Annotated in this window: 16 protein-coding genes; 5 read left to right on the top strand and 11 right to left on the bottom strand. The window is 60.2% G+C overall.

Annotated elements, in window-relative coordinates:
• Window positions 1-26: 26 nt before the first annotated feature.
• Window positions 27-635, top strand: a complete 609-nt coding sequence (locus I8E17_RS02650) for a LysE/ArgO family amino acid transporter (protein WP_069613760.1) — start codon at window positions 27-29, stop codon at window positions 633-635.
• Window positions 636-746: 111 nt separating this feature from the next.
• Window positions 747-1,637, top strand: a complete 891-nt coding sequence (locus tag I8E17_RS02645) for a dihydrodipicolinate synthase family protein (protein ID WP_069613759.1) — start codon at window positions 747-749, stop codon at window positions 1,635-1,637.
• A 44-nt stretch (window positions 1,638-1,681) separates the two neighbouring features.
• Here I8E17_RS02645 and rnhA read toward each other — a convergent pair whose 3' ends face one another.
• The 5 genes from rnhA to I8E17_RS02620 all read right to left on the bottom strand — a co-directional run bounded on the left by rnhA (window position 1,682) and on the right by I8E17_RS02620 (window position 5,475).
• Window positions 1,682-2,122, bottom strand: coding sequence for a ribonuclease HI (gene rnhA, locus I8E17_RS02640; RefSeq protein ID WP_069613758.1), 441 nt, complete (start codon window positions 2,120-2,122; stop codon window positions 1,682-1,684).
• Window positions 2,119-3,084, bottom strand: a complete 966-nt coding sequence (locus I8E17_RS02635; protein ID WP_069613757.1) for a homoserine kinase — start codon at window positions 3,082-3,084, stop codon at window positions 2,119-2,121. The genes rnhA and I8E17_RS02635 overlap by 4 nt, the downstream gene beginning before the upstream one ends.
• A gap of 33 nt (window positions 3,085-3,117) precedes the next feature.
• On the bottom strand, window positions 3,118-4,125 hold the full coding sequence (ispH, locus tag I8E17_RS02630; RefSeq protein ID WP_069613756.1) for a 4-hydroxy-3-methylbut-2-enyl diphosphate reductase: 1,008 nt from the start codon (window positions 4,123-4,125) through the stop codon (window positions 3,118-3,120).
• A 176-nt stretch (window positions 4,126-4,301) separates the two neighbouring features.
• Window positions 4,302-5,063, bottom strand: a complete 762-nt coding sequence (locus I8E17_RS02625; protein WP_083258226.1) for an SURF1 family protein — start codon at window positions 5,061-5,063, stop codon at window positions 4,302-4,304.
• On the bottom strand, window positions 5,056-5,475 hold the full coding sequence (locus tag I8E17_RS02620) for a DUF983 domain-containing protein (protein ID WP_069613871.1): 420 nt from the start codon (window positions 5,473-5,475) through the stop codon (window positions 5,056-5,058). Before I8E17_RS02620 ends, I8E17_RS02625 begins: the two co-directional genes overlap by 8 nt.
• 152 nt (window positions 5,476-5,627) lie before the next feature.
• On the opposite strand from I8E17_RS02620, the gene I8E17_RS02615 reads away from it, so the two are divergent.
• The gene (locus tag I8E17_RS02615) at window positions 5,628-6,278 is read left to right on the top strand and encodes a chloramphenicol phosphotransferase (protein ID WP_069613754.1); all 651 of its coding nucleotides are present in this window, start codon (window positions 5,628-5,630) and stop codon (window positions 6,276-6,278) included.
• Window positions 6,279-6,340: 62 nt separating this feature from the next.
• Here I8E17_RS02615 and I8E17_RS02610 read toward each other — a convergent pair whose 3' ends face one another.
• The 6 genes from I8E17_RS02610 to coxB all read right to left on the bottom strand — a co-directional run bounded on the left by I8E17_RS02610 (window position 6,341) and on the right by coxB (window position 11,657).
• Window positions 6,341-7,219 carry a cytochrome c oxidase subunit 3 gene (locus I8E17_RS02610; RefSeq protein ID WP_069613753.1) on the bottom strand — a complete coding sequence of 293 codons (879 nt, stop codon included), beginning with the start codon at window positions 7,217-7,219 and terminating at the stop codon, window positions 6,341-6,343.
• 63 nt (window positions 7,220-7,282) lie between these two features.
• Window positions 7,283-7,894, bottom strand: a complete 612-nt coding sequence (locus I8E17_RS02605; RefSeq protein ID WP_069613752.1) for a cytochrome c oxidase assembly protein — start codon at window positions 7,892-7,894, stop codon at window positions 7,283-7,285.
• Window positions 7,895-7,903: 9 nt separating this feature from the next.
• Window positions 7,904-8,044 (bottom strand): hypothetical protein, encoded by a 141-nt coding sequence (locus I8E17_RS02600; RefSeq protein WP_015339051.1) that lies wholly within the window; start codon window positions 8,042-8,044, stop codon window positions 7,904-7,906.
• Window positions 8,041-9,000 (bottom strand): heme o synthase, encoded by a 960-nt coding sequence (locus I8E17_RS02595; RefSeq protein ID WP_069613751.1) that lies wholly within the window; start codon window positions 8,998-9,000, stop codon window positions 8,041-8,043. The genes I8E17_RS02600 and I8E17_RS02595 overlap by 4 nt, the downstream gene beginning before the upstream one ends.
• A 58-nt stretch (window positions 9,001-9,058) precedes the next feature.
• Window positions 9,059-10,753, bottom strand: a complete 1,695-nt coding sequence (gene ctaD / locus I8E17_RS02590; protein WP_069613750.1) for a cytochrome c oxidase subunit I — start codon at window positions 10,751-10,753, stop codon at window positions 9,059-9,061.
• A gap of 13 nt (window positions 10,754-10,766) precedes the next feature.
• Window positions 10,767-11,657: a cytochrome c oxidase subunit II gene (gene coxB, locus I8E17_RS02585; protein ID WP_069613749.1), complete on the bottom strand. Its 891-nt coding sequence runs from the start codon at window positions 11,655-11,657 to the stop codon at window positions 10,767-10,769.
• A 337-nt stretch (window positions 11,658-11,994) separates the two neighbouring features.
• Between coxB and I8E17_RS02580 the strand changes: the two genes are divergently transcribed.
• Window positions 11,995-12,618, top strand: a complete 624-nt coding sequence (locus I8E17_RS02580; protein ID WP_069613870.1) for an invasion associated locus B family protein — start codon at window positions 11,995-11,997, stop codon at window positions 12,616-12,618.
• Between the two features lie 62 nt (window positions 12,619-12,680).
• Window positions 12,681-14,096, top strand: a complete 1,416-nt coding sequence (tldD, locus tag I8E17_RS02575; protein WP_069613748.1) for a metalloprotease TldD — start codon at window positions 12,681-12,683, stop codon at window positions 14,094-14,096.
• Window positions 14,097-14,104 lie beyond the last annotated feature (8 nt).

Raw genomic sequence — 14,104 nt, 5'->3', positions numbered from 1 at the left:
ATTGGTTTTGGAGCATTTCGGCCAGGATGAATTTTTCGATCTATATGACGGGCCTGATGATGGGGCTCAGCCTGATTGTCGCGATCGGCGCGCAAAATGCCTTCGTCCTGCGTCAGGGCCTCCGCAACGAGCATGTATTCGCCGTATGCCTTGCATGCGCGCTCTCCGATGCAGCACTCATCATCCTCGGGGTGACGAGCTTCCGCCAGATCTCGGCGCTTTTGCCCTGGCTCGATCCTGTCATGCGCTATGCCGGGGCAGCCTTCCTCATCTGGTACGGAGCCAGGAGCCTCTACTCCGCCTTTCGTTCCTCCGCGGTGCTGGCTGCCGGAGAGGCGAAGTCATCGAGCTTCCGGCAGACGCTTGCCATGTGCCTAGCACTCACCTGGCTCAACCCGCATGTCTATCTCGACACGGTCGCGCTGCTCGGCACGATTTCGACCCGCTTTCCGGGAAACGAGGCTTCATTTGCGGCGGGGGCCATGACCGGCTCTTTCATGTTCTTCTTTTCGCTTGGCTTTGGCGCGCGGTGGCTAAGGCCGATCTTCGCGAAGCCCGCCTCCTGGCGCGTTCTGGAAACACTCATCGCGCTTACCATGTGGATGATCGCCACCAAGTTGCTGAGCGGAGTATGATTTTACAACATATTCCATCGACAGCCATACGGCGCTCAGCATAGGAGGATTCCAGGCTCTGCTTTTCGGACGCTACCGCTGCTCATAGCCTGACAGAGAAGGAAAACAATTGTGACGCTCTTTACAGGACTTTCGGCCTTTCCAATTACTCCGACCGACGCTTCCGGACGGGTGGATGTTGCAGCACTCACCCGCCTGCTTGAACGCATTCAACGGGCGGGCGCTGATTCCATCGGGTTGCTCGGCAGTACAGGCGGTTACGCCTTTCTGTCACGCGACGAGCGCCGGCGGGCAGTACAGGCGGCGATGACAAGTGTCGGTGGCAAGATCCCGGTCATCGTCGGTGTTGGAGCGTTGCGGACCGACGAAGCGCAGGCATTGGCGCGTGATGCCAAGGCGGCCGGCGCGGATGGGCTGCTGCTGGCCCCGGTATCCTATACTCCACTCACGGAGGAAGAGGTCTACCAGCACTTCGCAGCCGTCGCGGAGGCCGGCGAGCTGCCGCTCTGCATCTACAACAATCCCGGCACGACGAAATTCACATTCAGCGATCGACTGATTGTACGGCTGGCAAAGGTGGCGAACATCGTGGCGGTGAAGATGCCTCTGCCGCAAGATGGCGATTTCAAGGGAGAGATAGGGCGCCTGCGCCAGGAAACGTCAAAGGGTTTCGCCATCGGCTATAGCGGCGATTGGGGAGCGGCGGCCGGGCTACTGGCCGGCGCCGACGCCTGGTACAGCGTGGTTGCCGGCCTTCTGCCCGCCGAGGCGCTGGCGCTCACACGAGCTGCCCAAGCCGGCGACATCGCCGAAGCGGAGCGGCTCGATCAAAAATTCCAGCCGCTATGGAGCCTGTTCAAGGAGTTCGGCAGCTTCCGCGTCATGTACACGATTGCCGAAGCGCTCGATCTTTGCAGGGCCGATCCGCCGCGTCCGATCCTGCCCTTGCTCCCCGCCGAAAAGTCGCGCGTGAGAAGCGCGCTCGATCATATCTTGGCGTGATCGAGCTCTATGTGACGCGGGTAGTCCGAGTTCATTGCCACGAGCTACTTCCGCTTAAACGGCTCCATGCCCTTGCGCGCCAGCTCGTCGGCGCGCTCGTTCTCCGGATGTCCGGCATGCCCCTTGACCCAATGCAGCGTCACCTTGTGGCGGTTATAAGCCTCGTCCAGCGCCTGCCACAGCTCGGCATTCTTCACCGGCTTCTTGTCCGCCGTCTTCCAGCCGTTCTTCTTCCAGCCGAAAATCCACTTGGTGATGCCGTCCTTGACGTAGACGCTGTCGGTATAGAGATCGACCTCGCAGGGGCTTTTCAGGGCGCCGAGTGCCGAGATCGCGGCCATCAGCTCCATGCGGTTGTTGGTCGTCTCCCCCTCGCCGCCGGAGAGCTCCTTCTCCACCTCGCCGTAACGAAGCACCGCCCCCCAGCCGCCGGGGCCGGGATTGCCGGAGCAGGCGCCGTCGGTAAAAATGTCGACGTGCTTCATGCCTTCAGCCCATATTCGGCAGCCGAGGCAATCTGGCGGTGGAAGCGCAGCTTCCGCAGATATTCGATCGGGTCTTTCTTGGTGACGAGAGCGCCGGCCGGCGTCGTCAGCCAATCATAAAGCCGCGTCAGGAAGAAGCGCAGCGCCGAACCGCGGGCCAGCGTCGGCAAGGCGGCAATTTCAGCAGCGCTCAGTGGCCGCACGCTTTGATATCCTTCCAGCAGCGCCATACCCTTGGTGATGTTATAGGCATGATCCTTCTCGAAGCACCAGGCATTGAGGCAGATCGAGACATCGTAGGCGAGCTGATCGTTGCAGGCGAAATAGAAATCAATCAAGCCGGACAGGGTGTCGCCGAGGAAGAAAACATTGTCCGGAAAGAGATCGGCATGGATGACGCCCTCGGGCAGACCCCTCGGCCAATGCTTTGCGAGGAAATCGAGTTCGTCGCGGATCTCACCCTGCAGGCCGGCCTCGACTTTGTCGGCGCGCGCTTCGGATTTCTCCCAGAGCGCTTGCCAGCCCTCGAGCGACAATGCATTGGGGCGACGGATCCCAAAACCTTCACCGGCGATATGCATGGCGGCCAGCGCCTTGCCGACTTCGCGGCAATGATGCGGTTCGGGCTTGCGCAGCCACATGCCTTCGAGGAAGGAAATCAAGGCGGCGGGGCGCCCGGAGAGATGGCCGAGCAAGGCACCGTCCCGGCGCGGCAGGGGCAGCGGGCAGGACAGGCCGCGGCTCGCCAGATGCTGCATCAGCCCCAGGAAGAACGGCAGATCGCCCTTATCGACGCGCTTTTCATAGAGCGTCAGGATCAGCGGATCGCGGCTCGTATGCAGCAGGAAATTCGAGTTCTCGACGCCCTCGGCAATGCCCTTGTAGGAGAGCAACTCGCCGACATCATATTCGGTCAGGAACCACTTCAAATCGTCTTCGGTAATATCAGTATAAACGGCCACGAAACAGTCCCGAACTTGAGCGCCTTAGGTCGGCTATTCGCCGTTGACGAAAGCCATATCAGCCGTCGTCAGCTCTATACTGCGAAGCTCGCGATTGACGAGGAAATTCTCGGTTTCCTTCACAGTTTCAGCGAGTTCCACCACAGCATTATAGCGGGCGCGAAAAGCTTCGATGATCTCGTTGACGATGACTTCTGGCGCAGATGCACCAGCCGAGAGGCCTACCGTCTTGATATCGCCGATATCGTCCCAATCGATCTCGGCGGCGCGCTGGACGAGAACGGATTTCTTCGCCCCTGCCCTCAACGCCACTTCGACGAGGCGCTTGGAATTCGACGAATTCGGCGCACCGACCACGATGAAGAGATCGCAGCCCGACGCCGCCTCCTTCACCACCTCCTGGCGGTTGGTCGTGGCGTAGCAAATCGAGTCCGCCGCTGGCGCAGTCAGGTTGGGGAAGCGCTCCTGCAGCCGCGCGATGACGCCGGCGGTATCGTCAACAGAGAGCGTCGTCTGCGTGACGAAGCCGAGATTGTCCGGGTCGGCAGGCTGATAGACGTCGGCATCTTCCACCGTCTCGATCAGCGACACGGCACCCTCCGGCAGCTGGCCCATGGTGCCGATCACCTCCGGGTGGCCGGCATGGCCGATCAGGACGACGTGGCGGCCAAGGCGATTGTGGCGCATGGCCTGCTTGTGCACCTTGGAGACCAGCGGACAGGTGGCATCGAGATAGAAGAGATTGCGCGCATCGGCATCGGCCGGCACGGATTTCGGCACGCCATGGGCCGAGAAGACGACGGGCTGTGCGCGATGCTCGGCCGGGATTTCATCCAGCTCCTCAACAAAGATGGCGCCCTTGGCTTCCAGACCTTCAACGACATAGCGATTGTGCACGATCTCGTGGCGAACATACACAGGCGCGCCATAGGCCTTCAGCGCCAGAACGACGATCTGGATGGCGCGGTCGACACCGGCGCAGAAGCCGCGCGGCCCGCAAAGCCGGATGGTCAGGTCAGGTTTGGAAACGGCTATGTTCATATCTCTTCCGAAATGCACGACACTGGCTTGAGCCATAGATAGGGCTGCCCTGCCGCCTGCTCCATTCAGTCCGCATGATCTTATCCAAAAACCGCTGCGCACTTTTGGGATGATGCTCTAGCGGAATATTCCATCGAAATGAAGCTATTCTATTGCATGTCTCTATTGTGGGGCCTCTATTGTGAGGGCGCGTCCGGATGGCGTTTGCGCCACCAGGATATGGCGACGATCGCTGCCAGCGCCACCGCCAAGCCATACCAGGTCACCGCATATTGCAGGTGATTGTTCGGCAGATCGATGATGGTGACGCCGCCGATGGGCAAACCTGCCGGATTGGACGTCTTGTCGGCGTCGATGAAGAAGGGGAGCACCTTGTCCTTCGGCAGGCCGACACTGGCAGCCATGACGTCCAGGTCCTTCCAGAAGAAGATGTTCTTGCCGAGATCATTGTCCGGCATGCCGTCGGGCCGCCCGGCAAGTTTGGCGCGGGCAAGACCGGTGACCGTCTGTTCGCCCGTCAGTTCGCCTTGCTTGCGCTTTTCTGGGTCCTTCGCCTCTGTGGGAACGAAGCCTCGATTGACGAAGATGAAGCGGCCGTCATCCAGCTGCAGCGGCGTATAGATGTGATAGCCGGGATCGCCATCGTAGGTGGCGAGGAAATGCCGCTCCTTGTCGTTGAGGTAATGGCCGGTGGCGGTTACGACGCGATATTCGATATCGCCGCCGGATGCCGCCATCGTCTCGATCGCCGACAAGGGCATAGCCGGTGCGTCCTTGCGGGCGGCGATGTCAGCCAGCAGGCCCTCTTTCCATTGCAGCCGCTCGACCTGCCAGGTGCCGAGCCCGACCAGGATGACGAATGCCACAAGCAGAAGTAGCGCCTTGGCGATTTGCCACAAGGGATTGGCACGGCGCACAGGCACTGCGGACTCAGTCACGGTGGACGCGCCCTTCGGCGGCGTTGTTGCGATATTGCAGGGCGATCAGGATGCCCTTGCACCAGCGTAAAGATAGAAGCGAAAGGATGATCGTCAGCGGCGCGAACAACACGATATAGACCCAGATCGGCGGCGCATAGTTGATCTGCATCCACAGGACCGAGCCGATAATGATGAAGCCGACGATCAGGATGACGAAGACCGCCGGGCCATCGCCCGCATCCGCGAAGGCGTAATCGAGATCGCAGGCGGCACAGCGCGGCTTCAGCGACAATAATCCATCGAAGAGCTTGCCTTGGCCGCAACGCGGGCAACATCCCTGTATGCCGACCTTAAAGGGATCGACGGGCGCAAAGAGGGCGCTGTCGCTATGGGATGCCTCGTTTGGCGTCTTGTCTTGCTCTGAGCTCAAAGTTCTGTCTCGATCGGTCTGCCATTTGCGGGCGAGCCTATCGATCTCGCCCCTGTCATTATCAGTAACCGCGATGCAGGCATCCGTCCAATCGAAAAGCGCGGTTAGCCGCGTAAGCAACCCGGGAAAAGCATGCAGAAAGGATTGGATTTATGGCCCCTAGTGAAGGCTCGGCACGCGGCCAGATCATCATTCTCAACGGCGCACCGCGATCCGGAAAAAGCAGCATCGTCGAGGCGATACAGGCCGAATTTGAAGGCGTGTGGGTCAATCTCGGCGTCGACGCCTATGTGCGGCATATCACGCCTCCGCGCTATCGTCCGGGCATCGGCCTGCGTCCCGGCGGCGAGCGGCCCGATCTCGAACCGTTGGTCCAGCGCTTTTATGCCGCACTCTATGCCTCGATCGCCGCACATAGCCGCATGGGATTGAATGTCATCGCCGAGTTCGGTCATCATGACAGCTATTCGCGACCGTTGGGCATTCTCGCCGATTGTGTCCGGCTGCTGACGGGGCTACCCGTTCTGTTCGTCGGCGTGCGCTGCCCACTCGATGTCGTGATGGGGCGGCGGCTGGCCGAAGGGCCGGAAAGACGAGACGCTTACGTCAAGGTCGAGGCTGGCATGCCTGTCCCCGCGCCGGTCATTGCCTGGCAGGAACAGGTACACCGGCCCGGCATCTATGATCTGGAGGTCGATACGTCCGTGAGCAGCCCCAAGGCATGCGCCGAGCAAATCCGACAATTGCTCGCTAGAGATCTGCCTCATCCGACGGCATTCGAGAGGATTGCCTCAAGGGATTGATGGCAAAAAATAAAAGGCGGACGTCCAGCGCCCGCCTTTTGTTTTCCAGAGATCGATACCGATCAGCCAGCTGCGAGCGGTGCACCCCAGCTGCCCCAGACATAGATGCAGAAGAACAGGAACAGCCAGACGACGTCGACGAAATGCCAGTACCAGGCGGCCGCTTCGAAGCCGAAATGCTGCTTGGGCGTGAAGTCACCCCTGATGGCGCGAACGAGGCAGACCAGCAGGAAGATCGTCCCGACCAGAACGTGGAAGCCGTGGAAGCCAGTCGCCATGAAGAAGGTCGCGCCGTAGATCGAGTTTCTGAACTCGAACGGAGCGTGGGCATATTCATAGGCCTGTACGCAGGAGAACAACGCGCCGAGCAGGACGGTGAGCGTCAGGCCCTGGATGAGGCCCTTGCGATCACCATGCAGCAACGCATGGTGAGCCCAGGTGACGGTCGTGCCCGACAGCAGCAGGATGATGGTGTTGTAGATCGGCAGGTGCCAGGGGTCGAGAACCTCAACGCCCTTCGGCGGGAACTGGCCGCCGAGGAAAGCCGTGCGCGATGCCTGGATCGCCTCGTTCGGGAATAGGCTGACATCGAAATAGGCCCAGAACCAGGCGACGAAGAACATCACTTCGGAAGCGATGAACATGATCATGCCGTAGCGCAGATGCAGCGAGACGACGCGGGTATGCGCGCCCTCATGCGCCTCCTTGATCGTATCGGCCCACCAGCCGTACATGACGTAGAGGATCACGGCGAGGCCGATGAAGAACAGCCAGGGCTGCGCGAAATTGATCCCGAACAGATGCAGCGCGCCGCCATTCAGGTAGCGCATGAAGCAAACGCCGCCGAAGGTGATCACGAAGGCCCCAAAGGCCGCAATGATCGGCCACGGGCTGGGATCGATAATGTGATAATCGTGTTTTCTCTGATGCGCCTCGGCCATATCAGCAATCCCCGAATAACTTTTTCCCATATTGCTTCCGGTCAAACCGAGAAGCACTCTCCATCAAAGTTTCTTTTCCACCGGCTTCGTACCGCCGTCATTGGAAGCCACGGGCTTTGCGCCTTCCCGTGGGTAATAGGTATAGGACAGTGTCAGCGCATTGATCGTCTTGGTTTCCACAGCCTTGGTGATCTCAGGATCGACATAGAAAACCACCGACATCTCGCGCTTTTCGCCGGGCGCGAGATCCGTCTCATTGAAGCAGAAACACTGGACCTTGTTGAAATAGACACCGGCTTCCAGCGGCGTGACATTGAAGATCGCCTGACCACGCTCCATCTTGTCCGACTTGTTCTCGATCTGGAACTTGACCTCGACCGTCTCGCCGATCTTCGGGTTCACCGACTTCTGCAGCGGCTTGAAATCCCACGGCAGGCCCGGCGCGACATTGGCGTCGAACGAAACCTGGATCTGCTTGTCGAGGATGACGTTCGAGACCTGCTCGACGCGCTGCGTCGTGCCGTTATAGCCTGTTACCTGGCAGAACATGCGATAGAGCGGCACGGCGGCGGCGCACATGGCGCTCATGCCGACGACGAAGCTCAAGCACATGGCAACGATCATGCCGTTGTTACGGCCGCCGCTTCTCGCGCTCTTTGTGACCTCCCCCTCCATGACGCCTCCTCAAACGTGTCCGGAACCGACCTTGATAATGGTGATTGCGTAGAACAGCACCACCAGACCGGCAAGCACCAGCCCGAGCGCGATATTGCGCCCTCGCCGCGATTTCTTCTGCGCCTCGGTCAGCTTGACGAGTTCGATCATAGCCAGCCTCCGGCACCGCCCGACATCATCACAGCAATCAGCCGGTCGATCAGCAGCGCGGAAAAGATCGCGAAAAGATAGAAAATGGAAAAGCCGAAGAGCTTCTTTGCCGGCACCATCTTCATGTCGCCATCGGCCATGCGCCAGACGGCGATGGAACAGTGCACGAAGATCACGCCGAGGGTCGCGGCAACAACACCATAGCCAAGGCTCGCAAAGCCCATGAAGGCCGGCACGACGCCGACGATCGCGGTCAGCACCGCATAGATGACGATCTGGTTCTTCGTCGTCTGAATGCCGGAGACATTCGGCAGCATCGGGACGCCGACGGCCTCGTAATCTCCCATTTTGAACAAAGCCAGTGCCCAGAAATGGGCCGGCGTCCAGAGGAAGATGATGAGGAAGAGGACGATGCTTTCGACCGGTACGCTGCCGGTCACGCAAGCCCAACCGATCACGGGCGGGAAAGCGCCGGCGGCACCGCCGATGACGATGTTTTGCGGCGTCGAGCGCTTCAGCCACATCGTGTAGACGACGGCATAGAAGAAAATGGTGAAGGCGAGAATGCCGGCGGAAAGCCAATTGATCGCAAGACCGAGAATCGTCACCGAGAAGCCCGACAGCACCAGGCCGAAGGCCAGGGCTTCCGACGGATTGATACGGCCTGAAGGTATCGGCCGGCTCTTGGTGCGGGTCATGACGGCGTCGATATCGGCGTCGTACCACATGTTTAAGGCACCGGATGCACCGGCACCGACCGCAATGCAGAGGATAGCGATGAAGCCGAGAACGGGGTTGATATGACCGGGGGCCAGCACCAGGCCCGTGAAGGCGGTAAAGACGACCAGCGACATCACGCGTGGCTTCAGAAGCTCGAAATAATCGCGCGCACCCGCTTCCGACAGGCCGGTTTCGCCTTGCTTCGCGAGCGCTTCGTGATTGTCGATGACCGTCATTCTCTCTTCCAATTATCCGTTGAGCCGGACGCCGCTCACCACGGCGTCCGGAAATGAGCTACTTGATGCGCGGCAGCTCTTCCCACTGATGGTGCGGCGGCGGCGACGACAGCTGCCATTCCAGCGTGGTCGCACCATCGCCCCAGGGATTATCGCCTGCGACGCGCTTCTTCGCGAATGCATCTATAACGCCCCAGAAGAAGAAGCAAAGGCCTACGGCTGCGACATAGGAGCCGATGGAGGAGACGAAGTTCCAGCCGGCGTAGGCATCCGGATAGTCGATATAGCGGCGCGGCATGCCCGCACGGCCCAGGAAGTGCTGCGGGAAGAACACCATGTTGACACCGATGAAGGTGATCCAGAAGTGCCAGTTGCCGATCCGCTCATTGTACATGTAGCCGGTCATTTTCGGGAACCAGTAGTACCAGGCGGCGAAGATGGCAAAGACGGCGCCGAGCGACAGAACGTAGTGGAAGTGAGCCACCACATAATAGGTCGCATGCAGTTCGCGGTCGAGGCCCGCATTGGCGAGCTGGACGCCGGTGACGCCGCCGAGCGTGAACAGGAAGATGAAGCCGAGCGCCCAGATCATCGGCGTGCGGAACTGGATCGAACCGCCCCACATGGTCGCAATCCACGAGAAGACCTTCACGCCTGTCGGAACCGCGATGACCATCGTCGCGAAGACGAAGTAGCGCTGCGTGTCGAGCGAGAGGCCGGTCACGTACATGTGGTGGGCCCAGACGACGAAGCCGACGGCGCCGATCGCGACCATGGCGTAGGCCATGCCGAGATAGCCGAAGATCGGCTTGCGCGAGAACGTCGAGATGATGTGGCTGATCATGCCGAAACCGGGCAGGATCAGGATGTAGACTTCCGGATGACCGAAGAACCAGAAGAGGTGCTGATAGAGCAGCGGGTCGCCGCCGCCTTCCGGCGCGAAGAAGGTCGTGCCGAAGTTGCGGTCCGTCAGAACCATGGTGATGGCACCAGCCAGAACCGGGAGCGACAGCAGCAGCAGGAAGGCGGTGATCAGAACCGACCAGGCAAACAGCGGCATCTTGTGCAGCGTCATGCCGGGAGCGCGCATGTTCAGGATAGTGGTGATGAAGTTGATCGCACCGAGGATCGATGAGGCACCGGCAATGTGCAGCGCGAAGATGACCAGATCGATCGCCGGGCCTGGATGGCCGACCGTGCCAGACAAGGGCACATACATCGTCCAGCCGCCGCCTGCGCCGTAGGCGCCTGCCGGGCCTTCGACGAACATCGAGAGGATGAGCAGCAGGAAGGCCGGAACGAGCAGCCAGAACGAAATGTTGTTCAGGCGCGGGAACGCCATGTCTGGCGCGCCGATCATGATCGGCACCATCCAGTTGGCAAAGCCGCCGATCATCGCCGGCATGACCATGAAGAAGATCATGATCAGCGCGTGGGCAGTGACGAAGACGTTGTACATCTGCTTGCCGCCATCAATGGCAGCATCGCCCGAAAAGCCGTAGACCATCGACGCCAGACCGCTGAAGATCTGGATACCGGGCTCCTGCAATTCCATGCGAATGGCAACGGAGAGGAGGAAGCCGATCACGCCCGCGAAGATCGCGAAGATCAGATAGAGCGTGCCGATGTCCTTGTGATTCGTCGAAAACAGCCAACGTTCAGCGAAGGTCTGCTTGTGTGCGTGATGATCGTCGTGCGCGTGAGCGTCGTGAAGCTCATGCGAGTGATCGTCGTGTGCCTTGGATCCAGCCATTGTTCCTACCCTCTTACTTCGCCGTGTTTTCCGCGACATTGACGGTCGTCGGTTGATCGACGGCGGCCATCAGAGCCTTGTTCGCCTTGCCGACGTCGGTTGCAGCAGCGGCAAGCCACTGCTTGTACTGATCATCGGAGACGACGCGGATGGCGATCGGCATGAAAGAGTGATCCTTGCCGCAGAGCTCGGAACACTGTCCATAATACAGGCCTTCGCGGTCGGCGTTGAACCAGGTTTCGTTCAGACGGCCCGGAATGGCATCGATCCTGATGCCGAAGGCGGGCATGGCGAAGGAATGGATGACGTCGGCCGGTGCGGCGGTGACAAGAAGGCGAACGTTCTTGCCGACAGGCACGACCATTTCATTGTCAACAGCAAGCAGCCGCGGATATTTCGCCTTGTCATCCTTGCCGGCGGCGGTGCGGTCCTGCTCCTTCAGCATGAAGGAATCGAAGGCAACCGGCGTCGCGCCGCTGCCCTCATATTCATAATTCCACTGCCATTGCGTCGCCGTCGCCTTGACGGTGACATCCGTCTTCTCCGGGAAGGTCAGCTGATCGGTCAGTAGATTAAAGGAGGGAATGGCCAGGAAGAGAAGAATTAGGACCGGTCCGATGGTCCAGATGACTTCGATCAGCGTGTTGTGGCTCGTCTTGGACGGAACCGGGTTCTTGGAAGCCCGGAACTTGACCATGACCACCACCAGGAGGACCAGAACAAGCAGCGTGATCGGAATGATAAACCAAAGCGTGTATGCCTCAAACCAGCGGATTTGATGCATGTTGCCGGTTGCCGCCTGCTGCATACCGGTTTCCCAAGGTCTCGGCTGATCGGCGTAGCTACCTGTCGCAAAAAGCAGACAGATCATAGCTGCCAGAGCCGCGTAAGCTCTCTTAATCACGATGTCTCTCCCTCCAGCGTTTGATCCCAGATCTTCCTCAAACGCAGTATCCCTACAATCCATTGCGCTTCAAACCACAGTTTGGGGTGCTCCGCAACAACTCAAGACATTTGTTAGTGCGGCATTTTTGCGCGAATATCCCCCCATGCTTGTCCCGGACATGGCAAGCATTTCATCATCATACGAAAAATTGCATCGCGGTCCATGGCGTCGCCGGGACAAAATGGAGTAGACGTCGTATTTCCGCCGTAGTCGGTTGGAATCCAGCAGCCGGGGCTTTTCATTTGCCGGCCTGGGCTTCAACAATAGCGGCACTGATTCGAATCTAGAGGTTTCCATGGGTTTTCGTTCCCTCGCCCGGCTTTTGCTTGTTACCGGCAGCGTCGCTGCCGCAGTTGCCGCACCCGCATGGGCGCAACAGGCACAGCAGACTCAGCCGCCGGCGCAGCAGACCCAACAGTTGCAGCCGGACCAGCCGGGCCAACAGCAGCCGCATACGCAGCAGGTGCCAACGAGCCAGGTTCCGCAACCGCCGGGTACGGTTCGCTCCAGCCATGGCGCATGGTCCGTCGTCTGCGACAAGCCGGCAGGCGCCTCGACCGAGCAATGCGCGCTGATGCAGAACGTGATTGCCGAGGATCGTCCGGAAATCGGTCTGTCCGTCGTCGTGCTGAAGACGGCTGACCGCAAATCCAAGATCCTTCGCGTGCTGGCGCCGCTCGGCGTGCTGCTGCCGAACGGTCTCGGCCTCAATATCGACGGCAAGGATATCGGCCGCGCCTATTTCGTGCGCTGCTTCTCCGACGGCTGCTACGCAGAAGTCGTGCTGGAGGACCAGTTGCTGAAGACGCTGCGCAGCGGCGCCACGGCAACCTTCATCGTCTTCCAGTCGCCGGAAGAAGGCATCGGCATTCCTGTGGACTTGAAGGGCTTCGCGGACGGCTACGACGCCCTTCCCTGACCGGATGGGCTTGCTCTTGCGTCATGCGAAGCCTACATCGGCTCTGAACGGAGCACCTGACCATGAATACCGATCTCCTTACCCTTTTCGATGCCGATGAAGCCAAGCTGCGCGGCATTGTTGCCGAGGCGTTGTCCGGCGCCGACGACGGCGAACTCTTCGTCGAGCATGTCCAGGCGGAATCGCTGACATTCGACAATGGCCGGATGAAGGGCGGCAGCTTCAACACCGAACAGGGCTTTGGCCTTCGCGCCGTTGCCGGCGAAGCGGTGGGCTATGCCCATGCGGGCGACCTGTCCGAAGCCGCCCTCAAGCGCGCCGCCGATGCAGTACGTGCGGTGACATCGGGCTATGCCGGCTCCTATGCAGCCGCGCCACAGCGTACCAACAAGGTGCTCTATGGCGACGAGAACCCGATCGGCACGCCGAGCTTCGAGGAAAAAGCAAAGCTCCTGCAGCGGATCGACAGCTATCTGCGCGACAAGAACGACAAGGTGCGCCAGGTGACGGCATCCATCGCCGCAAGCTGGCAGGTGGTCGACATTCTGCGCGCCGACGGTCATCGCGTCCGCGATGTCAGGCCGATGACGCGCGTCAATATCTCTGTCATCGTGGGTGACGGCGACCGGCAGGAATCCGGCTCCTTCGGCACGGGCGGCCGCATCGGCTTCGGCGATTTCGTCACAGAAGACAATTGGCATCACGGCGCCGACGAGGCGCTTCGCCAGGCGCTCGTCAATCTCGAGGCGATCGAGGCACCCGCCGGCACGATGGATGTCGTGCTCGGCTCCGGCTGGCCGGGCGTCATGCTGCACGAAGCCGTCGGCCACGGGCTGGAAGGCGATTTCAACCGCAAGAAGACATCGGCTTTCGCCGGCCTGTTGGGTCAGATGGTGGCCGCTCCCGGCGTTACCGTCGTCGATGACGGCACGATCGAGAACCGCCGCGGCTCAATCACCGTCGACGATGAAGGCACGCCTTCGGCCTACAACGTGCTGATCGAGAATGGCAAGCTGGTCGGCTACATGCAGGACCGACAGAATTCCCGGCTGATGGGCATGAAGGCGACCGGCAACGGCCGTCGTCAAGGCTATGCCCATACGCCGATGCCGCGCATGACCAACACCTATATGCTTGGCGGCGACAAGACGCCGGACGAAATCATCGCCTCGGTGAAAAAAGGCATTTACGCCGTTTCCTTCGGCGGCGGTCAGGTGGATATCACCTCAGGCAAATTCGTCTTCGGCTGCACCGAAGCCTATCTCATCGAGGATGGCAAGCTCGGCGCTCCGATTAAGGGAGCTATGCTGATCGGCAACGGGCCGGATGCGATGAAGCGCGTTTCGATGATCGGCAACGACATGAAGCTCGATACCGGCATCGGCAATTGCGGCAAGGCCGGCCAATGGGTTCCCGTCGGCGTCGGTCAGCCGCATCTGCGCATGGACCAGATCACGGTGGGCGGCACCAAGGCTTAACCGCCCGG

The sequence above is a fragment of the Rhizobium sp. AB2/73 genome, assembly GCF_020871915.1.
Lineage (GTDB): Bacteria > Pseudomonadota > Alphaproteobacteria > Rhizobiales > Rhizobiaceae > Rhizobium > Rhizobium dioscoreae.
Note: the sequence above shows the minus strand (reverse complement) of the source record. Positions and strands in the feature narration are given on the sequence as shown.

Coding starts and splice junctions, on each gene's coding strand:
- I8E17_RS02650 (WP_069613760.1), top strand. CDS start 27: ATGAATTTTTCGATCTATATGACGGGCCTGATGATGGGGCTCAGCCTG.
- rnhA (WP_069613758.1), bottom strand. CDS start 2,122: ATGAAGCACGTCGACATTTTTACCGACGGCGCCTGCTCCGGCAATCCC.
- ispH (WP_069613756.1), bottom strand. CDS start 4,125: ATGAACATAGCCGTTTCCAAACCTGACCTGACCATCCGGCTTTGCGGG.
- I8E17_RS02615 (WP_069613754.1), top strand. CDS start 5,628: ATGGCCCCTAGTGAAGGCTCGGCACGCGGCCAGATCATCATTCTCAAC.
- I8E17_RS02610 (WP_069613753.1), bottom strand. CDS start 7,219: ATGGCCGAGGCGCATCAGAGAAAACACGATTATCACATTATCGATCCC.
- I8E17_RS02605 (WP_069613752.1), bottom strand. CDS start 7,894: ATGGAGGGGGAGGTCACAAAGAGCGCGAGAAGCGGCGGCCGTAACAAC.
- I8E17_RS02600 (WP_015339051.1), bottom strand. CDS start 8,044: ATGATCGAACTCGTCAAGCTGACCGAGGCGCAGAAGAAATCGCGGCGA.
- I8E17_RS02595 (WP_069613751.1), bottom strand. CDS start 9,000: ATGACGGTCATCGACAATCACGAAGCGCTCGCGAAGCAAGGCGAAACC.
- ctaD (WP_069613750.1), bottom strand. CDS start 10,753: ATGGCTGGATCCAAGGCACACGACGATCACTCGCATGAGCTTCACGAC.
- I8E17_RS02580 (WP_069613870.1), top strand. CDS start 11,995: ATGGGTTTTCGTTCCCTCGCCCGGCTTTTGCTTGTTACCGGCAGCGTC.
- tldD (WP_069613748.1), top strand. CDS start 12,681: ATGAATACCGATCTCCTTACCCTTTTCGATGCCGATGAAGCCAAGCTG.